Annotated in this window: 10 protein-coding genes and 1 pseudogene; 7 read left to right on the top strand and 4 right to left on the bottom strand. The window is 70.0% G+C overall.

Annotated features, from left to right (window positions below):
* The first annotated feature begins 37 nt into the window (after positions 1-37).
* The gene (locus KDW96_RS12670) at positions 38-1,267 is read left to right on the top strand and encodes a nucleoside recognition domain-containing protein (RefSeq protein WP_255836614.1); all 1,230 of its coding nucleotides are present in this window, start codon (positions 38-40) and stop codon (positions 1,265-1,267) included.
* Here the strand turns inward: KDW96_RS12670 and KDW96_RS12675 are convergent.
* The gene (locus KDW96_RS12675; protein WP_255840520.1) at positions 1,249-2,361 is read right to left on the bottom strand and encodes a DUF5924 family protein; all 1,113 of its coding nucleotides are present in this window, start codon (positions 2,359-2,361) and stop codon (positions 1,249-1,251) included. The two genes, KDW96_RS12670 and KDW96_RS12675, sit on opposite strands and share 19 nt — an antisense overlap.
* A gap of 197 nt (positions 2,362-2,558) precedes the next feature.
* Between KDW96_RS12675 and KDW96_RS12680 the strand changes: the two genes are divergently transcribed.
* The 3 genes and pseudogenes from KDW96_RS12680 to KDW96_RS12690 form a co-directional block, all read left to right on the top strand.
* Positions 2,559-3,521 carry an NAD-dependent epimerase/dehydratase family protein gene (locus KDW96_RS12680; protein WP_255836615.1) on the top strand — a complete coding sequence of 321 codons (963 nt, stop codon included), beginning with the start codon at positions 2,559-2,561 and terminating at the stop codon, positions 3,519-3,521.
* Between the two features lie 156 nt (positions 3,522-3,677).
* On the top strand, positions 3,678-4,649 hold the full coding sequence (locus KDW96_RS12685) for a TAXI family TRAP transporter solute-binding subunit (protein WP_255836616.1): 972 nt from the start codon (positions 3,678-3,680) through the stop codon (positions 4,647-4,649).
* 128 nt (positions 4,650-4,777) lie between these two features.
* Positions 4,778-7,303 (top strand): annotated as a pseudogene (locus KDW96_RS12690) (TRAP transporter permease); the annotation flags it as partial.
* Positions 7,304-7,623: 320 nt separating this feature from the next.
* Here KDW96_RS12690 and KDW96_RS12695 read toward each other — a convergent pair.
* From KDW96_RS12695 to KDW96_RS12705, 3 genes are all read right to left on the bottom strand, one after another.
* Positions 7,624-8,229, bottom strand: coding sequence for an RNA polymerase sigma factor (locus KDW96_RS12695; protein ID WP_255836617.1), 606 nt, complete (start codon positions 8,227-8,229; stop codon positions 7,624-7,626).
* A 120-nt stretch (positions 8,230-8,349) separates the two neighbouring features.
* Positions 8,350-9,996 (bottom strand): Na/Pi cotransporter family protein, encoded by a 1,647-nt coding sequence (locus KDW96_RS12700; protein ID WP_255836618.1) that lies wholly within the window; start codon positions 9,994-9,996, stop codon positions 8,350-8,352.
* Between the two features lie 189 nt (positions 9,997-10,185).
* On the bottom strand, positions 10,186-10,857 hold the full coding sequence (locus KDW96_RS12705; RefSeq protein ID WP_255836619.1) for a haloacid dehalogenase type II: 672 nt from the start codon (positions 10,855-10,857) through the stop codon (positions 10,186-10,188).
* 172 nt (positions 10,858-11,029) lie between these two features.
* Between KDW96_RS12705 and recC the strand changes: the two genes are divergently transcribed.
* From recC to recD, 3 genes are read left to right on the top strand one after another with little or no spacing between them, the layout of a single operon-like run.
* On the top strand, positions 11,030-14,299 hold the full coding sequence (gene recC, locus KDW96_RS12710; protein ID WP_255836620.1) for an exodeoxyribonuclease V subunit gamma: 3,270 nt from the start codon (positions 11,030-11,032) through the stop codon (positions 14,297-14,299).
* On the top strand, positions 14,296-17,835 hold the full coding sequence (gene recB / locus KDW96_RS12715; RefSeq protein ID WP_255836621.1) for an exodeoxyribonuclease V subunit beta: 3,540 nt from the start codon (positions 14,296-14,298) through the stop codon (positions 17,833-17,835). The genes recC and recB overlap by 4 nt, the downstream gene beginning before the upstream one ends.
* The gene (recD, locus tag KDW96_RS12720) at positions 17,835-19,673 is read left to right on the top strand and encodes an exodeoxyribonuclease V subunit alpha (RefSeq protein ID WP_255836622.1); all 1,839 of its coding nucleotides are present in this window, start codon (positions 17,835-17,837) and stop codon (positions 19,671-19,673) included. The genes recB and recD overlap by 1 nt, the downstream gene beginning before the upstream one ends.
* Positions 19,674-19,733: the final 60 nt, after the last annotated feature.

Genomic DNA, 19,733 nt, shown 5'->3' on the forward strand with positions numbered 1-19,733 from the left:
GGCTATTATCCGCCCCATCAATTGGGGGGGATGGAGCATGCTCAACGGCCTGTGGCTGAGTTTTTTCCTGGTGGCCGCGATAGCCGGCCTGTCGCGCTGGCTGCTCGGCGACGATCCGGCGGTGTTCGCCGCCATGGTCGAGAGCCTGTTCGCCATGGCCAAGCTGTCGGTCGAGGTGATGGTGGTGCTGTTCGGCACCCTGACCCTCTGGCTCGGCTTCCTGCGCATCGCCGAGAAGGCCGGGCTGGTCGATCTGCTCGGGCGCGCCCTCGGTCCGCTGTTCGCCCGGCTGATTCCCGAGGTACCGCGGGGCCATCCGGCGCTGGGTTTCATCACCCTCAACTTCGCCGCCAACGGCCTGGGCCTGGACAACGCCGCCACGCCGATCGGCCTCAAGGCCATGCGCGCGTTGCAGGAGCTGAATCCGAGCCAGACCGTGGCGAGCAATGCGCAGATCCTCTTCCTGGTACTCAACACCTCGTCGCTGACCCTGTTGCCGGTGAGCATCTTCATGTACCGGGTGCAGCAGGGCGCCGACGACCCGACCCTGGTGTTCCTGCCGATCCTCCTGGCCACCAGCGCCTCGACCCTGGCCGGTCTGCTGGCCGTGGCCCTGGTCCAGCGCCTGCGCCTGTGGGACCCGGTGGTGCTGGCCTACCTGATTCCCGGGGCGCTGCTGCTCGGCGGCTTCATGGCCCTGCTCGGCGGGATGAGCGCCACGGCGCTGGCGGCGCTGTCCTCGCTGCTCGGCAACCTGACCCTGTTCGGGCTGATCCTGCTGTTCCTGCTGGTGGGGGCGCTGCGCCGGGTGCCGGTGTACGAGAATTTCATCGAGGGCGCCAAGGAAGGCTTCGACGTGGCCAAGAGCCTGTTGCCCTATCTGGTGGCGATGCTCTGTGCGATCGGCGTGCTGCGGGCCTCCGGCGCCCTGGACATGGGCCTCGACGGGGTGCGCGCGCTGGTCCAGGCGATCGGCTGGGACACCCGCTTCATCGACGCCCTGCCCACCGCGCTGATGAAGCCCTTCTCGGGCAGCGGGGCGCGGGCCATGCTCATCGAGACCATGCAGAACTTCGGCGTGGACAGCTTCCCGGCTCTGGTGGCAGCCACGGTGCAGGGCAGCACCGAGACCACCTTCTACGTGCTGGCGGTGTACTTCGGCTCGGTGGGCATCCAGCGCGCCCGCCATGCCGTGGGCTGCGCGCTGCTGGCCGACCTCAGCGGCATCATCGCCGCCGTCGCGGTGTGCTACTGGTTCTTCGGCTGAACCGGCAGCGCCGGCTCGTCGACCTCCAGGGCCGCGTCCGTCGGCGTGACGGGCGCGGTTGAGGGCGCCGCGGCCGTTGGCGCCAGGACCCGGAAGCGCAGCACGCCGATCATCTGCCCGGCCTCGGTGACGACCTGGACCTGCCAGCGACCGAGGGCGTCGGTGGGGAAGTTCTGTTTGCGGGTCCAGGCGCGATAGCCCTGCTTGCGCCCTCCGTGGATGGTCAGGGCGATGCGCTCAACCTCCTTACCCTCGTGCAGCCAGACATGGTAGATGCGTTCGTCCAGGCCCCGCGGCGCGCTGATCGCGGCGTAGGCGTAGAGGCCCTGGCGGCGCAGCTGCTCGAGATCGAGCTGCTTCACCCGCTTGCCCGGCGTGCGCCGGTAGCCGTCGAACTCGCTGGACAGCGCCACCTCGGTCAGCCACAAGGTCGCCGGCGGCACCCAGAAGCGCGCCAGCCAGCCGCTGGCGCCGAGCGCCAGGGTCAGGCCGAGCAGCAGCAGGCCGCGCCACCAGGCCGCCACGTTGATGCTGCCGTACAGGCTGGGGAACGACAGCAGCACCGCCACCGCCAGGGCCAGCTGGTAGCTCTGCGCCGTGGTCAGCTGGAGGATGATCGGCAGCGCGGTGAGCAGTACGGCGAACAGCGTCAGGGTGTGGAAGGCCAGGAACAGCCAGCGCCGCGGCGCCAGCCAGCGGTAGTACAGCGGGTCGATGATCGACACCAGCGCGGCCGCCCCGAGCAGGGCGCTGAACAGCGCCTGGCCGCTGTTCCAGGTGGTGGTGATGAAGAAGAACGGCAGGACGAAGAACAGGCTTTCCTGGTGGATCAGCTGGGTCGCATAGCGCAGCAGCGGCGGCGGCAGCTTGAGGCCGAACCAGCGGGCGATGCTCGCGCGCAGCAGGTTCTCCAGGGCCAGCCACAACCAGCTGGCCAGCATCACCAGGGCCAGCACGCTGGCCAGCTGAGCCTGACGTTCCACCAGCAGGAAACTGGCCAGGCCGGAGGCGAAGCCGAAGATCGCCACCAGCCAGGGATGGCGCTGGATCAGGGCGGCGAGACGCAGCAGCGTGGGCAGGCTGCGCTGGAGCATGGGCAGGGGCAAGGGGCGACTCGCAGCGAGGGGTGGACCGCCCAAGGATACTGCATCCGCCCCGTTCAGGCGGTGCCTGGCCGTCGGTCGCATCGGGCAACCAGGAGGGTCGCCTGACCTATGCTGACACCAGGCGGAGCCGGGTCCGTTCCGGTTCGCGCTATTGCACCGGCGGGTTGCCGGGTGGGGAGGTCTTCATGCGCGTCCTGATCACCGGCGCCGCGGGCTTCATTGGCCGGCAGGTGCTCAGCGAACTGGCCATTCAGCATCCGCAGTGGACGTTGATCGCGGCCGATGTCCGTCCCGTAACCCTGCAGGGCCTGCAGCTCAACGTAGAGACGGTGCAGCTGGATATCAGCCGACCCGGGGAGGTCCGTGAGTGCGTCGCCGACTACCGGCCGCAGGCCATCCTGCACCTGGCCGCGGTGGTCAATCCGCCGGCCGCCATGGGCGAGGCCCGGCTGCATGCCATCGAGGTAGGCGGCACCCAGGCGCTGCTGGAGGCGGCGCTGGCTAATGGCGTCGAGCAATTGATCGTCACCAGCTCCGGCGCGGCCTATGGCTACTGCGCGCAGAACCCCGAGTGGCTCGACGAAGATCAGCCGCTGGCTGGCGATGGGCAGTCCGCCCATGTCCGCCACAAGCGTGAGATCGAGCAACTGCTGGCCGTCGCTCGCGTGCGCCACCCGCGGCTCAGGCAACTGGTGCTGCGTCCCTGCACCATACTCGGCCGGCGCATCGACAGCCGGGTCAGTGAGCTGTTCGACCGGCGCGCAGTGCTGGGCGTGAAAGGCCACGACAGTCGATTCGTGTTCATCTGGGAGCAGGATGTGGTGAACGTGATTCGCCAGGGCCTGGAGCGCGGGCGCGAAGGCATTTTCAACCTGGCCGGTGATGGCGCCTTGTCGCTGCGGGACATCGCCGGCCTGTTGGGCAAGCCCTATCGGTCGTTGCCCGCTGCCGTGCTGGGCACTGCCTGGCGACTGCTCAAGCCTCTGGGGCTGAGCCGAAGCGGCGCCGAACAGCTCGATTTCCTCTGCTATCGGCCGCTGCTGGCCAACCGCCGCTTGAAGGAATCGTTCGGCTACACGCCACGCTACACCAGCCGCGAGGCGTTTCTCGCGTACCTGCAGGTGCGCGGCATTGCGCCTCGAGGCTGATTGCGCGAACGGCTTGAGGTGGTGCCGGGCGCTCTATTTCGGGGCTGCCGGCGATCGCGTCCGTGCAATATTTGTCTGAGTGGTTAGACTAAGTGGGTTCCGGCCCCCGTCCAGAAGACGCCGCCGGCCCAAAAATCAAGAAAAAGGAGAATTCCCATGAAAGGCAAATCCCTCGCATGGGTCCTGTCGGCTGCGCTCGCGGGTATCACCCTCGGCGGTGCGGCACAGGCCGAGGAAAAGTTCGTCACCATCGGTACCGGCGGCCAGACCGGCGTCTACTACGTGGCCGGCCAGTCCATCTGCCGCTTCGTCAACCGTGGTGCGGCTGAACATGGCATCAAGTGCAACGCCCCGGCCAGCGGCGGCGGCGTGGCCAACGTCAATGGCCTGCGCAGCGGCGAATTCAACCTCGGTGTCATGCAGTCGGACCACCAGTACAAGGCGCTCAAGGGGCTGGCCCCGTTCGAAGCCGAAGGCGCGATGGACGACATCCGTGCCCTGTTCTCCCTGCAGAGCGAGGTGTTCACCATTCTCGCCCGCCGCGACGCCAACATCGCCGGCCTCGATGACCTCAAGGGCAAGCGCGTCAACGTCGGCAACCCGGGCTCCGGGCAGCGCGACACCCTGGAAGAGATCATGCGCGTGAAGGGCTGGGACAAGTCGGTGTTCGCCCTGTCCGCCGAACTCAAGCCGGCCGAGCAGGCCTCCGCCCTGGGCGACAACAACATCGATGCCATGACCTACTTCGTCGGTCACCCCAATGGTGCGATCCAGGAAGCCACCACCACCACCGATGCGGTGCTGGTGCCGGTGACCGGCGCGGATATCGACAAGCTGCTGGCCGACAAGACCTACTACACCAAGGCCGAGATCCCGGCCGGTCTGTACAAGGGTAATGACGCCGCGACCCCGTCGATCGGCGGCAAGGCGGTGCTCTCCACCACCGCCAAAGCCGACCCGGAAGTGGTCTACCAGCTGGTCAAGGCAGTATTCGACAACCTCGACCGCTTCAAGCGCCTGCACCCTGCCTTCGCCGATCTGAAAGCCGAAGACATGATCAAGGTCGGCCTCACCGCGCCGCTGCATGAAGGCGCCGTGCGCTACTACAAGGAGCGCGGCTGGCTGTAACGGCAGCGCTCGCCTCGGCGCCCGGCAACGTCCGGCGCGCCAATCTTGACTAAGCTTGAACCAAGCCCGCGCGCCGCCAGGCCGCGGGTTTTTGCCGTTCTTTCACCTCTCGAATGCAGGTTGCACCCATGCATGACAAGCAATTGTCCACCGAAGAACTGATTGCCCAGGACGTCGGCGCGCGCACCCCCGAGGGCGCCATGGCCCGGGTGATCGCCGGCCTGGCCCTGCTCTGGTCGCTGTTCCAGTTGTGGATAGCTTCGCCGCTGCCCTTTCTGCTCAACTTCGGTGTGCTGAACAATACCGAGACCCGTGCCATCCACCTGGCCTTCGCCCTGCTGCTGGCGTTCCTGGCCTTTCCGGCGTTCAAGCGCTCGCCGCGCGAGCGCGTGCCGCTGGTGGATGTCGCCCTGGGGTTGGTCGCCGCGGCCAGCGCCGCTTACCTGTTCATCTTCTATCAGGACCTGGCCCAGCGCCCCGGCAGCCTCACCACCGCCGATCTGGTCACCGCCTGCATCGGCATCCCGCTGCTGCTCGAGGCCACCCGCCGCGCCCTCGGCCCGCCGCTGGCGATCATCGCCCTGATCTTCCTCGTCTACAGCCTCGCCGGCCCCTACATGCCCGGTCTGCTGGCCCATCGCGGGGTGAGTTTCACCGCGCTGGCCAACCACCAGTGGATCACCACCGAGGGGGTGTTCGGCATCGCCCTCGGCGTGTCCACCAGCTTCGTCTTCCTCTTCGTGCTGTTCGGCGCCCTGCTGGAGCGGGCCGGCGCTGGCCATTACTTCATCCAGCTGGCCTTCAGCTTGCTCGGTCACCTGCGCGGCGGCCCGGCCAAGGCGGCGGTGGTCGCCTCCGGCCTGACCGGGATGATTTCCGGCTCGTCGATCGCCAACGTGGTCACCACCGGCACCTTCACCATCCCGATGATGAAACGTACCGGTTTCTCCGCCGAAAAGGCCGGCGCGGTGGAAGTGGCCTCCTCGGTCAATGGCCAGATCATGCCGCCGGTGATGGGTGCGGCGGCCTTCCTGATGGTCGAGTACATCGGCATGCCCTATGTCGACATCATCAAGCACGCCTTCCTGCCTGCGGCGATCTCCTATATCGCCCTGCTCTACATCGTCCACCTGGAGTCGCTCAAGCTCGGCCTGCAGCCGATCGGCGGCCACCAGCCCAAGCCCTGGCTGCGTCGCCTGACCGGCTTCGCCTTCGGTGCGGCACTGATCAGCGGCCTGTCCCTGGCCGTCTACTACGGCCTCGGCTGGCTCAAGCCGGCCCTCGGCGACTACGCCCTGGAAGGCATAGGCGCGCTGCTGGCGCTGGTCTACCTGGGCCTGCTGAAGATAGCCGCCAGCGTCGCCCCGCTGGAGCCCGAGGACCCGGATGCGCCGCTCGACGCCCTGCCGCAGACCCGCGCGGTGTTGCTGTCCGGCCTGCATTTCGTGCTGCCGGTGGTGGTGCTGGTCTGGTGCCTGATGATCGAGCGCCTGTCGCCCGGGCTGTCGGCCTTCTGGGGCAGTGTCATGCTGGTGATCATCCTGCTGACCCAGCGGCCGCTGCTGAGCTGGTTGCGCACCGATGGCCTGCATGAACACGGCACCTTCATGGACGGGTTGGTCGATCTGCGCGAAGGACTGCTGGCCGGCGCGCGCAACATGATCGGCATCGGCATCGCCACGGCCGCGGCCGGGATCATCGTCGGCGCGGTCTCGCAGACCGGCGTCGGCCTGGTGCTGGCCGACCTGGTCGAACTGTTGTCGATGGGCAACCTGCTGCTGATGCTGATGCTCACCGCGGTGTTCAGCCTGGTGCTGGGCATGGGCCTGCCGACCACCGCCAACTACATCGTGGTGTCCAGCCTGCTGGCGCCTGTGGTGGTCACCCTGGGGCAGCAGAACGGCCTGATCGTGCCACTGATCGCGGTGCATCTGTTCGTCTTCTACTTCGGCATCATGGCCGACGTCACCCCGCCGGTGGGCCTGGCCTCGTTCGCCGCCGCCGCGGTGTCCAAGGGCGACCCGATCAAGACCGGCATCACCGCCTTCTACTACAGCCTGCGCACCGCGGCGCTGCCGTTCCTGTTCATCTTCAACACCGACCTGCTGCTGATCGACGTGGACTTCTGGCACGGCTTGCTGATCTTCGTGGTGGCCACCGTCGCCATGCTGATCTTCGCCGCCGGCACCCAGGGCTTCTTCCTGGTGCGCAGCCGCTGGTACGAGGGGCTGTTGCTATTGCTGGTGGCGTTCACCCTGTTCCGCCCGGGCTTCTGGATGGACCTGCTGCACGACCCCTACCGCAACACGCCGCCGGCGCAGCTGGCGCAGGTGTTGGGCGAGGTCGAGGCGGGCAGCCAGTTGCGTCTGCGCATTCGTGGTGAGGACGCGGTCGGCGATGCCCGCGAGTTCGCCCTGTTGCTGCCGGTACCGGAAGGGGCCAGCGGCGAGGAACGCCTGGAGGCGCTGGGCCTGCTGACCTACGAGGACGGCGACAAGGTGCTGATCGACAGCGTCGCCTTCGGCAGCCTGGCGGCCGAGGCCGGCTTGCAGTTCGACCAGGAGATCCTGGTGGTGCGCGCGCCGACCGAGCGCTGGCCCAAGGAGTTGATGTGGTTGCCGGGCTTCGCCCTGTTCGGCCTGGTGGTCTGGCTGCCAGCGGCGCCTGAGGCCCTGAGCCGGCGCCCCGGCCTGGGGCGTTGGAATAAGGCGCGGAGGGAACGGCAAGCGTCCCGCCGCGTCGATTCAGGTGCCCGGCTCGGTGGGTGCTCGGCTGGCGGCGAGGATCGCCGCGCTGTCGACCTGCTCGTCGTCCAACGGCAGTCGCCGCAGGGTTTCCGAGGTCAGCCGCAGCTGGTCGATATACAGCTGGCAGCGATCGCACCGGCGCGTGTGCATCAGCACCGCGAGGCGCATGCGCCAGCTCAGGCGCCGGTCGATGATGTCCGATCCCAGTTCCGACATTTCCTGGCAGCTCAACATGTGCCTACCTCCTCGAAGTGCTCCAGCATCGCATGCAAGCGTTGCCGCCCGCGGTGCAGCAACACCCGCACGTTGCCTTCGGCCAGCTTCAGGGACTGGGCGATTTCGCTGAAGTCCAGGCCGGCGACCTCACGCAGCATCACCACCGACTGCTGGTCCCGGGGCAGCTTGTGCAGGTGCTGGCGGATGCATTGGTAGAGTTCCTCCTCGGTCAGCAAGGCCTCCGGTGAGTCGTGGTGCCAGCGGATCGGTGGCCGGGTCCAGGTGCCATCGCGGTTGAAACGGCCCTCGATGGGCGAGCCGCCATCGGCGCCCCAGGCGTCCCAGGCGACCTCGCGCTTGGCTTTACGCAGCATCGCCCGCGCCTCGTTGAGGGCGATGCGCGCCAGCCAGGTGCGCAGCTTGGAGCGCCCCTGGAATTGGCCGATGGCGGCGAAGGCCTTGATCCAGGTTTCCTGCGCCACATCCTTGGCCAGCTCGGGACCGGCCAATGGCGTGGCCATCAGCACCAGAAAGTGGTGGTGGGCCCGGATCGCGGCCTCCAAGGCATGGGGGTCGCCCCGTTGCATGCCGCTGATCAGCTCCTGCTCGTTGTCCATCGGGTCCTCCTGGGCATGATGCTGCCGCAGAGGGCGGACCGCATCGTCGGAGACGGCCCTCCCAGTTATTCGAAGGCGCCCGCGCGGCGCTGTTACACCTTCCGTCCGCGCGGCGCCGGATTACTCGCCGGCCATCTCCTCGACCTTCAACGCGCCGGTCTCCCCGGCCTCCAGCACCACATAGGCGCTGCCGCAGAACAGCGAGTTGAGACGCTTCATGTCGCTGATCAGCTCCAGGTGCAGGGCGCTGGTCTCGATGCTCTGCACCACCTGGCGATGCAGGCGGGCGACGTGGGCGTGGGCCAGGCGCCGCTCGCGGGCGCGGAAGCGGCGTTTCTCGCGCAGCAGCTGGCGCGCGCTCTCGGCGTCGCCGGAGAGGAATACGTTGAGCCCCAGGCGCAGGTTGGCCAGCAGCTGCCCGTGCAGTTCCGTCAGCTCCTCCAGACCGCTGTCGGAGAAGGCGCGACGCTGGGCGGTCTTCTCGTCCTGCACCTTGCCGAGCATGCGCTCGATGATGTCGCCGGCCTGTTCCAGGTTGACCGCCCATTCGAGGATCTCCGCCCAACGCCGACTGTCGCGCTCGCTGAGGGCGTCGCGCGACACCTGGGCCAGGTACAGCTTGACCGCGCTGTACAGCGAGTCGACGTCGTCGTCCAGGCGCCTGAGCTCTTTGCTCAGGGCCGGCTGGTTGCTGCGCAGTACTTCCAGCAGGTGGCGCAGCATGGTCTCGACCAGGTCGCCGATACGCAGGGTCTCGCGGACCGCGCCGGACAGTGCCAGGCTCGGTGTGTCCAGCGCGGTGCGGTCGAGGTGGCGTGGGCTGGCTATGCCGGTTTCATCGGGGCGGTCCGGCAGCAGCCAGTTGCAGAAGCGCGCCATGAGGCCGACGCTGGGCAGCATCAGCAGGCAGCGCAGGCCGTTGTAGAGCAGGTGAAAACCGATCACCAGCTCCGCCGGCCGCCAGTCCAGGCTATCCAGCCAGGCCACCAGCGGGTTCAGCAGGGGGATCACCAGCAGCAGGCCGATCACCTTGTACAGCAGGCTGCCCAGGGCCACCCGCCGGCCGGCCGGCGTCTGCAGGCTGGCGGTCATGAAGGCCAGCAGGCCGCTGCCGATGTTGGCGCCGATGACCAGGCCGATGGCCACCGGCAGGCTCAGCAGTCCGGCGCCGGCCAGGGTGGCGGTGAGCAGTACGGCGGCCAGGCTGGAATAGGAAATGACCGCGAACAGTGCGCCGACCAGGGCGTCGAGCAGCAGGTCGCCGGTCAGCGAGGCGAACAGCACCTTGATGCCCTGGGCCTGGGTGATGGGCGTGGCGGCGCCGACAATCAGCTCCAGGGCCAGCAGGATCAGGCCCAGACCGATGCCCACGCGGCCGAGTTGGCCGGCGCGGGTCTGCCGGCGCGAGAGGAAGAAGATCACCCCGAGGGTGATCAGCAGCGGCGACAGCCAGCCCAGGTCCAGGGTCAGCACCCGTGCCATCAAGGCGGTGCCGACGTCGGCGCCGAGCATGATCGCCAGGGCCGGGGTCAGTGCCATCAGGCCCTGGCCGACGAACGAGGTGACCAGCAGGGCCGTGGCATTGCTGCTCTGCACCAGCGAGGTGACGCCGATGCCCGCGGCGAAGGCCATCGGCAGTCGGCTGACGTTGTGGCTGAGCACCTTGCGCAGGTTGGAACCGTACACCCGCAGGATGCCGGTACGGACGATATGGGTGCCCCAGATCAGCAGGGCGACGGCCGATAACAGATTGAGCAGGGTCAGCATCGTGCATCTCCCTGTCTTGGGTCACCCAAAAGGGGCGACGAGCGGATGTGGTGCATCTGACCCCCAGGCACAGTCGGTAACGGCCGGGCCAAGTGGTCGGTCCGGCCTTGGTGGTTTTCTGCCGGACCCTATTTAAGCTGTAGACGGCGAATGGCCTTGGCGCCAGCCGCCGGTCGCCCTTCGGCACGCTCAGTCGGGCAGGCGTTTGGCCAGTTCCACCAGGCTGGCGACCTGCAGATCGGGCTCCAGGCCCCAGGGGTCGAACTGGGCCCTGTCGCTGCGCTTGACCCAGGCGCTGCGCAGGCCGGCGTGACGGGCGCCGAGCACGTCGAAGGGGTTGCTGGAGACCAGCCAGGTGGCATCCGCCTGGCTTGCGGTACGGCTCAGCAGGTACTCATAGACCGCCGGCGCCGGCTTGAAGCTGTGCACCGTTTCGACGCTGACGACTTCGACAAAGTAGTCGGCCAGGCCCGCCTGCTCGAGCAGGGCGCTGACCGCCGCTCGGCTGCCGTTGGAAAACGCATAGAGCCGGGCGCCCTGTTGCTGCAGCTGTTGCAGGCCGGCGGCGCTGTCGGCGAAGGCCGGCAGCTGGCTCCAGGCGTCCATCAGCTGCGTTTGGGTCTGAGCGTCGAGTCCGGTCTGGGCGCTGGCATTGATGAAGGCCAGGGCCTCGCGGGTGCACTGGGAGAAGTCCACGTAGGCGCCCATCAGGCCGCGGCGAAAGCTGTACTCCAGCTGCTTGTCGCGCCAGCGCAGGTAGAAGTCCTCGGCCTGGTCGCCCAGCAGCGCGCGCAGTTGGCGGGTCACGTCGCTGGGGTCGATCAGGGTGCCGTAGACATCGAAGGTCAGGCAGGGCGTCATGGGGCGTACCTCGGTTGGAAGTTCGTCTTCAGGGTTACAGAGTGAAGCACAGGCGACACTTGGCCATTGGTCGCAGAGGCCATCGACGGGGCGGCGACACAAACTGTCGGCCGACCCCGGCAAGCTGAGCGAACTGGTAACCTAGCCCGATTGAACGGAAGCGACCTGCCCGATGCTCAGCCTCTACCATGCCCCCGACCTGGAAACCCTCGGTGAACTGGCCACCACCCTGCTGGCGCAGCCCTTGCGCGAGCCGTTCGCCGCCGCCCAGGTGGTGGTGCCGAGCCAGGGTATCGGCCGCTGGCTGACCCTGGAGCTGGCGCGCAAGCAGGGCATCGCCATGCAACTGGAGGTGCAGCTGCCGGCGACCTTCGTCTGGGACCTGTCGCGCTTGGTGCTCGGCCAATTGCCGGAGCAGTCGGCGTTCAAGCCCGAGACCCTGACCTGGCGCCTGTACGACTGGCTGTGCGAACCGCAGCAGCTGGCCGAGGCGCCGCGCCTGGCTCACTACCTGGCGGGCGGCGACGAGCGTCGGCGGCTGTCGCTGGCCGGCAAGATCGCCGACGTCTTCGACCAGTACCTGCTGTACCGCGACGACTGGCTGGCCGCCTGGGAAGCAGGCGAGCTGCTCGGCCTCGGCCCGGACGAGGCCTGGCAGGCGCTGCTCTGGCGCGAGCTGACCCGCGATGGCCACCCGCACCGCGCCCGGTTGCTCGACGAGTTGCTGCAGCGCCTGTACGCCGAGCCTGCCATCGCCGGGCTGCCCGAGCGCCTGCTGGTGTTCGGCATCAGCGCCCTGGCGCCGCATCACCTGCGGGTGCTCGACGGCCTGGCGCGGCATACCGAGGTGGTGGTCTTCGCCCTCAACCCCTGCCGCGAGGCCTGGGGCGAGATTCGCGATGTCCGCGAGCTGGCCCGGCACTCCGAGCTGGCCCCGGACGACTGGTACCTGGACGTCGGCCACCCGCTGCTGGCCAGCCTGGGCAAGCAGGGCCGGGACTTCTTCGATTCGCTGTTCACCCTGGCCTCGAGCGAGGGCAGCCAGGAACTGGGCCTGTATTCCGAGGACGCCGACCTGCACGACGGCAGCCTGCTGCAGGCCCTGCAGAACGACATCCTGCGCCTGCGCAGCCGCCAGCCCGAGGAGCGTCTGGTGTTGCGCGAGGACGACCGCTCGCTGGAGGTGCACATCGCCCACTCGCCGCTGCGCGAGGTGGAGATCCTCCACGACCAGCTGCTCGCCCGCTTCGCCGCCGATCCGACGCTGACCCCGGACCAGGTGGTGGTGCTGACCCCGGACGTGGAGCGCTATGCGCCCTATATCGAGGCGGTGTTCGCCGCCAGAAGCGGCGCGCCGCGTATTCCTTTCAGCCTGGCCGACCGCAGCCTGCGCGCGGAGGTGCCGCTGATCGAGGCCTTCCTCGAGCTGCTCGCCCTGCCCGACAGCCGCTTCGGCGCCGAAGAGGTGCTGGGCTGGCTGGAGCAGCCGGCCCTGGCCCGCCGCGCCGGGATCGAGGCCGAGGACCTGACGCTGCTGCGCGACTGGCTGCGCGAGGCCGGCGTGCGCTGGGGCCGCGACGCCGGCCACCGGGCCCAGCTCGGCCTGCCGGCGGATGCCGCCTTCACCTGGCGCCAGGGCCTGGACCGCCTGCTGCTGGGTTTCGCCGCACCGCCGCAACTGGCCGGCGAGGGCGCGCCCCTGCTCGGCGACAGCTGGCCGCTGGATGCCCTGGAAGGCGGCCGCGCCCAGTTGCTCGGCCGCCTGGCCGCCTTCGTCGAGCGTCTCGCCAGCCTGGCCCAGGGCCTGCAGCGGCCGCGGCCGCTGGCCGAGTGGGCGCAGGCCCTGGTCGAGCTGGTCGACGCCCTGTTCGACGAGCGCGAGGCCGGCGACACCCTGCTGTTGCTGTCGAAGGCCTGCGCCGCCCTCGCCGAGCAGGCCCAGGCGGCCGGCATCGAGCGGCCGCTGGAGCTGGCCCTGGTGCGCCAGCAGCTGACCGCGGCGCTGGAGCAGGGCGGCGGCGCCTCGGGCTTTCTCACCGGTGCGGTGACCTTCTGCACCATGGTGCCGATGCGCAGCCTGCCGTTCCGCCAGGTCTGCCTGCTCGGCCTGGACGACGGCGCCCTGCCCCGGCGCACCCCGGCCGCCGGCTTCGACCTGATCGCCCAGAAGCCGCGGCGTGGCGACCGCGCCCGGCGCCTGGACGATCGCTACCTGCTGCTCGAGACCCTGCTCTCGGCGCGCGGCGGCCTGTACCTGAGCTACGTCGGCCGCGACCCGCGCAGCAATGCCGAGCTGCCGCCCTCGGTGCTGGTCAGCGAACTGCTCGAGGTGATCGACCTAACCGCCGTCTGCGCCGATGGCAGCCCGGCCGCCGCCCACCTCACCCTGGAGCACCCGCTGCAGCCTTTCGCTCCGGACAACTTCGCCGGTGGCCGCCATGCCGGCTTCGCCGCATCCTGGTTCCGCGCCGCGCAGTGCTTGAGCGAGGCCGTCGCGGCGCCACGACCCTTCGCCGAGGCCCTGCCGGCGCCAGGCGAGGGCGGGCCGGGCGACGACCCGCTGACCCTGGAGCCCAGCCAGCTGATCCACTGTTTCAAGCACCCGGCGCGCTACCTGCTGGAGCAGCGCCTCGGCCTGCGCCTGGCGCAGAGCGAAGAGGCCCTGGCCGGCGACGAGCCGTTCAGCGTCGAATGGACCAGCCAGCACGGCCTGCGCCAGCTGGCGCTGCAGGCCGTCGAACGGGGCTGGAGCGAGGCCGAGGAGCGCGCGGTGGCCGCGGCTTCCGGTTGGCTGCCGGTGGGTGAGCTGGGCCAGGCCCACTGGGGGCAGATACGCGGACCGATCCGCGCCTTCGCCCCGACCCTGTTCGACGAACGCCCGAGCGATACGCCGCAGCCGCTGCTGGTGGATGTGCAGCTGGCCGGCGTGCGCATCCACGGCTGGCTCGATGGGGTCACGGCCTGCGGCCTGTTCGATTACCGCCTGCGCGACCTCGGCGCCTGGGAGCTGGCGCCGTTCTGGCTGCGCCACCTGCTGCTGGGCTGCGCCGCCACCCCGGGCATCGCCTGCGACAGCCGTCTGCTGTCGCCGAAGAGCGAATGGCGCCTGGGCCCGCTGGCCAATCCCCTCGACTTGCTCGAGCCCTGGCTCGAGGCCTACAAGTCGGCGCTGTGCGAGCCGCTGCCGGTGCTGGCCAAGTGCAGCTACGGCTTCGCCAAGAAATGGCGCAAGCCGGGGCGCAAGGAGCCGCTGGAGGCGGCGCGCAGCGAGGCGCGCGTCATGTGGCTGGGCAACGACTTCATGACCGGCGAGAGCCAGGACCCCTGGAACGCCCTGGCCTTTCGCGACCGCGACCCGCTGGATGCGCGCTTCGAGGCCCTGGCCGAGCAGCTATACGGCCCGGCCCTGGACGCCCTGCAGGGCGAGGAGGACGAAGCATGAGCGGCGCCAACCTGGACCTGCTGCAGGACAGTTTTTCCGGCCGCTCGCTGATCGAGGCCAGCGCCGGCACCGGCAAGACCTGGACCCTGACCGCGCTGTACGCCCGCCTGCTGCTGGAGAAGCAGCTGTCGGTGGCGCAGATCCTGGTGGTCACCTACACCACCGCGGCCACCGCCGAGTTGCGCGAGCGCGTTCGCCGGCGCCTGGCCGAGTTGCTGGCGGTCTACGAGCAGGGCCCCGGGGCGGACGAACTGCTCAACCGCCTGCACGCCCAGTACCCCGACCCGGCCAGCCATCGCCGCCTGCTGCTGGCGGTGCACGGCTTCGACGAGGCGGCGATCTTCACCATTCACGGCTTCTGCCAGCGGGCCCTGCAGGACGCGGCCTTCGAGGCCGGCGGCGACTTCGACAACGAGCTGACCCAGGACGACCGCGAGGTGCTCGATGCCCTGCTCGCCGATCTCTGGCGTCATGAGCTGGCCGCCGCCGAGCCGCAGTGGGCGGCCTTCCTGGTGCAGCACAAGCTCACCCCGCAGCGCCTGCGCCAGCGCCTGCGCAGCCACCTGGGCAAGCCCTACCTGCGCATCGAGCCGGCGCCGGGCGCCCAGGCCGATCTCGGCGCCCTGGGCGCTGCCTGGGAGCAGGCGAGCGCTGCCTGGCAGCGCCACAGCGGCGAGTGGCTGACGCAGCTCAAGGCCTTCGAGGGCTTCAAGAGCAACATGGTCGATGCCACCAAGCTGGGCGCCTGGCAGCAGGCGCTGGATGGCTACTTCAGCGATGCGGCCGCCCTGTTCGGCGCCCTCGATGCGCTACCGCGGCTGTCCCGGGAGGGCCTGCTCAAGGCCAGCAAGAAGGGCGCCAGCGTGCCGCAAAGTCCCCTGGCCGATGCCCTGCAGCAGCTGTGCGAGGCGCTCGAGGCCGCGCGCCCCGCAGCCGAGCAGCGGTTGATCGACCTGCAGGTGCGGCTGATCGGCCAGCTCAACCAGCAGCTGCCGCAGCGCAAGGCGGCCCAGCGCCTGCTGGCCTTCGACGACCTGCTCAACCAGCTGCAGCAGGCCTTGTACGGCGAGGGCGGCGAGCACCTGGCCGGCACCCTGCGCACGCAGTACCCGGTGGCCCTGATCGACGAATTCCAGGACACCGATCCGATCCAGTACCAGATCTTCCGTCGGGTCTACGCGCACGAGGGCGATCTGTGCTTTGTCGGCGACCCCAAACAGGCCATCTACGCCTTCCGCGGCGCCGACCTGGCCACCTACCTGCAGGCCCGCCGGGAGGCCGCCCGGCAGTACAGCCTGGCCACCAACCACCGCTCCACCCCCGCACTGATCGCCGCCCTCAACCAGCTGTTCGGCCGGCCCATGTCCTTCGCCGAGCCGGGCCTGGACTACCCGCCGGTGGGCGCCAGCGCGCGGCCGCGGCCGCGCCTGGTGCTGCCGGAGGAGGCCCAGGGCGCGCCGCTGGCGCTGGTCTGGCTGGACGACGACCACCTGACCAAGGGCCAGGCCGGCGCCCTGGCGGCACGCGACACGGCGCGGCGGATCGCCGCGGTGCTGGCGGCCAGTGCCCGCGGCGCGGCCTATTTCGATCAGCCGGGTGAACAGACTCCGCTCAAGGGCGGCGATATCGCCGTCTTGGTGGCCAGCCACCGCCAGGCCGCCGAGGTGGCCGCCGAACTGGCCGCGCGCGGCGTGCCCAGCGTGCGCCGCGGCAAGGAGAACGTCTGGCACAGCGAGGAGGCCGAGGCCTTGGCCGCGGTGCTCGCCGCCTACGCCGAGCCGGGCCGCGAGGGCGCCCTGCGCTACGCCCTGGCCAGCCGTCTGCTGGGCCGCAGCGCCCGTGACCTGGCGGCCTGCCAGGATGATGCGCGGGCCTGGGACGAGGAGCGCGAGGCGGCCGAACGCTACCACCAGCTGTGGCAGCAGCACGGCTTCATGCGCGCCTTCCGCGCCTGGCTGGACGAACAGCGGGTGGCCGAGCGGCTGCTGGCCCTGGTCGATGGCGAGCGCCGCCTGACCAATCTGCTGCACCTGGCCGAGCTGTTGCAGGGCGAGAGCCTGCAGCGCCCGGGCCTTGAGCAATTGCTGGCCTGGTTCGACGACCAGCGCCGCGCCGAGGCCCATGGCGAGGAGGCCCTGCTGCGCCTGGAGAGCGATGCCGAACGGGTGCAGATCGTCACCATCCACACCTCCAAGGGCCTGGAGTATCCGCTGGTGTTCTGCCCCTTCCTGTGGGATGGCGGCCTGCTGCGCAAGCAGGAGGACATCAGCTGCCATGCCGACGACGGCACGCCGCTGCTCGACCTGGGCGGCGCGCAACTCGACATCCATCGCCAACGTGCCCGCCAGGAGCGCTTCGCCGAGCGCCTGCGCCTGACCTACGTGGCCCTGACCCGCGCCCGCGATCGCCTGTGGCTGCATTGGGGGCCGGTGGACTGCAAGCCGAAGAAGGACGGCAGCCTCGGCGAGGAGGGCCTGCACAGCAGCGCCCTGGCCTGGCTGCTGCACGGCCGCCAGCTGCCGGGCGACGACGCCCTGGGCGAGCTGGCGGCGCATCTGCAGGACCTGAGTCCGGCGGGGTTGCGTGGCGAGCTCGACGCGCTGGTCACCGCCAGCGCCGGCAAGATGGCCCTGCAGCCCTTGCACGAGCAGGAGGCCAGCGCCGCCGGCGAGCGCCGGGCGCCGGCCCCGCAACACTTGGCCAGCCTGCAGCGCAGCCTGCACAGCGCCTGGCGCATCGGCAGCTTTTCCGGTCTGGCCGCCGGCCTGCACCTGGAGGCGCCGGACCGCGATGCCCTGGCCCTGCCGGATGCCGGCGAGCCGGGCACTGGCTTCTTCGCCTTCCCCCGGGGCGCCCGCGCCGGCACCTGCCTGCACGCCATTCTCGAGGACTGGGCGCGGGGCAAGGGCTCGCTGGGCGAGCTGGTCGAGCCGGCGCTCGGCGGCCATGGCATCAGCGCCGACTGGCAGGAGGTCGCGACCGTACAATTGCAGGCGGTGCTCGACACCGACCTGGATGGCAGCGGCCTGCGCCTGTCGGCCCTGACGCCGGCGCGGCGCCTGCCCGAGCTGGGTTTCACCTTCCCGGTCGCCGGCCTCGATGTGATTCGCCTGCGGGCGATCCTCGGCGATCCGGCTCACGGCCTGCCGGCGCCAATGCGCGAAGCCGGCGCGCGCCTGGAGTTCGACAGCCTCAAGGGCTTCCTCAAGGGCTTTATCGACCTGACCTTCGAGCACGACGGGCGCTGGTACATCGCCGACTACAAGTCCAACTGGCTCGGCCCGGATGCCGGCCACTACCAGGGCGAGCGCCTGGTGCAGGCCCTGGCGAGCGAACACTACTACCTGCAGTACCTGATCTACCTGGTGGCGCTGCGGCGCTTCCTGCGTCAGCGCCTGAGCGACTTCGACGACAGTCAGCTGGGGGGCGCCTACTACCTGTTCCTGCGCGGCATGCCGCAGGCCGGGGTGTATTTCGCGCGCCCGGCCGACCGCCTGCTGGACGCCCTGGATCGACTGTTCGCGGAGGGGCACTGATGCCGTTGGATGACATGCCGCTGGGCCCGCTGGAGCGCGCCCTGGTCGACAGCCTGCGGCGTCTCGACCCCGCGGCCGAGCCGCTGGTGCTGGCTTCCGCGGCGTTGCTGTGCAGCGCCCTGGAGCAGGGCGACGTGTGCCTGCCGCTGGTGCGCCTGGCCGGCCAGCGGCCCTGGCCGGAGCATGAATTGCGTCTGCCGAGCCTCGCCGACTGGCGCAGCCGCCTGCAGGCCTCGGCCCTGGTTGGCGCGCCAGGCGACTTCGCGCCGCTGATCCTCGTCGGCGAGCGTCTGTACCTGGCCCGCTACGAGGCCTATGAACGGCAGCTGGCCGCGCAGCTGCTGGCCCGCGCCGGCGACCGGCCCGAGGTCGATGAGGCCCGGCTGGGCGAGAGCCTGGCGCGGCTGTTCGCCTTCAACGCGTCGTCACAAGCAGGGCAGCAACCCGACTGGCAGCGCCTGGCCGCCGCCCAGGCGGTGCGCCGGCGCCTGGCGGTGATCTCCGGCGGTCCTGGCACCGGCAAGACCACCACCGTGGTGCGCCTGCTCGCCGCGCTGCTGGAGCAGGGCGCCGGGCTGGCCATCGGTTTGGCGGCGCCGACCGGCAAGGCGGCGGCGCGCATGGCCGAGGCGATCCGTGGGGCCAAGGCGGCGCTGCCGGTCGAGGAGGCGGTCAAGGCCGCCCTGCCGGAGGAGGCGCGCACCCTGCACCGCCTGCTCGGCAGCCGCGGCGATTCCCCGGCCGTGCGCCACCATGCCGGCAACCCGCTGGCCCTGGACGTGCTGGTGGTGGACGAGGCCTCGATGGTCGACCTGGCGCTGATGGCCAAACTGGTCGATGCCCTGCCGCCCGGCGCGCGGCTGATCCTGCTGGGCGACAAGGACCAGCTGGCGGCGGTGGAGGCCGGCGCGGTGTTCGCCGAGCTGTGCGAGGGCCGCGGCTTCGACGCCGCGGCCGCCGCCGAGTTGCAGCGCATCACCGGCCAGCAGGTGGCGGTGGAGCAACCCACCTCGGCCCTAGGCGATGCGGTGGTGCTGTTGACCCACAGCCATCGCTTCGCCGGCGACAGCGGCATCGGCGAATTGGCCCGGCGGATCAACGGCGGCGATGTCGCCGGCACCTTGCGCCTGTTGCAGGAGGACCGCGCCGACCTGGCGTGGAACGCCGAACCGACCCCCCAGGCCCTGCTCGAGCGCCTGGAGCAGGGTTACGCGCCCTTCCTCGCGGCCGCTCAGGGCGGCGATCCGGCCGCGGCCTTCGCCGCCTTCAATGCCTTCCGCGCGCTCTGCGCCCAGCGCGAGGGGGCCTGGGGCGTGAGCGGCATCAACGAGGCGCTGGAGGCGCGGATCAAGCGCCGTGGCCAGGTTGCCAGCCGCGAGCGCTGGTATGTCGGCCGGCCGGTGATGGTGCGGCAGAACGACTACGCCCTGGGCCTGTTCAACGGCGATATCGGCATCTGCCTGCACGGCGAGCACGGCCTGCGGGTGTTCTTCGAAGGCGAGGATGGCTTCCGTCCGTTCGCCCCGGCGCGCCTGCCGAGCCACGACAGCGCCTTCGCCATGACGGTGCACAAGAGTCAGGGTTCGGAGTTCGCCGAGGTGCTGCTGGCGCTGCCCGAGCAACCCAGCCCGCTGCTCACCCGCAGCCTGTTCTACACCGGCATCACCCGGGCCAAGCAGCGGGTGGAGATCTGGGGCCTGGCGGCGCGTCTGGGCGAGGCGGTGGCGACCCGCGCCGAGCGTGCAGCGGGGCTGGCGGAGCGCCTGGCGCAGCGGCCGGTGGCCTCGGTAGAGGAGTTGAAAGTCGCGGCCACCGGGCAGCTGGGGCTGTTCGATTGAATGGGATTACGCCAGGGACCTGAGGCTATACACTGAGCCCGGGCAGTTGTGGCTCAGACG

The sequence above is a fragment of the Pseudomonas benzenivorans genome (assembly GCF_024397895.1).
In the GTDB taxonomy this organism is placed as follows: Bacteria; Pseudomonadota; Gammaproteobacteria; order Pseudomonadales; family Pseudomonadaceae; genus Aquipseudomonas; species Aquipseudomonas benzenivorans_A.

Coding starts and splice junctions, on each gene's coding strand:
- recB (WP_255836621.1), top strand. CDS start 14,296: ATGAGCGGCGCCAACCTGGACCTGCTGCAGGACAGTTTTTCCGGCCGC.
- recD (WP_255836622.1), top strand. CDS start 17,835: ATGCCGTTGGATGACATGCCGCTGGGCCCGCTGGAGCGCGCCCTGGTC.
- KDW96_RS12685 (WP_255836616.1), top strand. CDS start 3,678: ATGAAAGGCAAATCCCTCGCATGGGTCCTGTCGGCTGCGCTCGCGGGT.
- KDW96_RS12700 (WP_255836618.1), bottom strand. CDS start 9,996: ATGCTGACCCTGCTCAATCTGTTATCGGCCGTCGCCCTGCTGATCTGG.
- KDW96_RS12670 (WP_255836614.1), top strand. CDS start 38: ATGCTCAACGGCCTGTGGCTGAGTTTTTTCCTGGTGGCCGCGATAGCC.
- KDW96_RS12705 (WP_255836619.1), bottom strand. CDS start 10,857: ATGACGCCCTGCCTGACCTTCGATGTCTACGGCACCCTGATCGACCCC.
- KDW96_RS12675 (WP_255840520.1), bottom strand. CDS start 2,361: ATGCTCCAGCGCAGCCTGCCCACGCTGCTGCGTCTCGCCGCCCTGATC.
- KDW96_RS12695 (WP_255836617.1), bottom strand. CDS start 8,229: ATGGACAACGAGCAGGAGCTGATCAGCGGCATGCAACGGGGCGACCCC.
- recC (WP_255836620.1), top strand. CDS start 11,030: ATGCTCAGCCTCTACCATGCCCCCGACCTGGAAACCCTCGGTGAACTG.
- KDW96_RS12680 (WP_255836615.1), top strand. CDS start 2,559: ATGCGCGTCCTGATCACCGGCGCCGCGGGCTTCATTGGCCGGCAGGTG.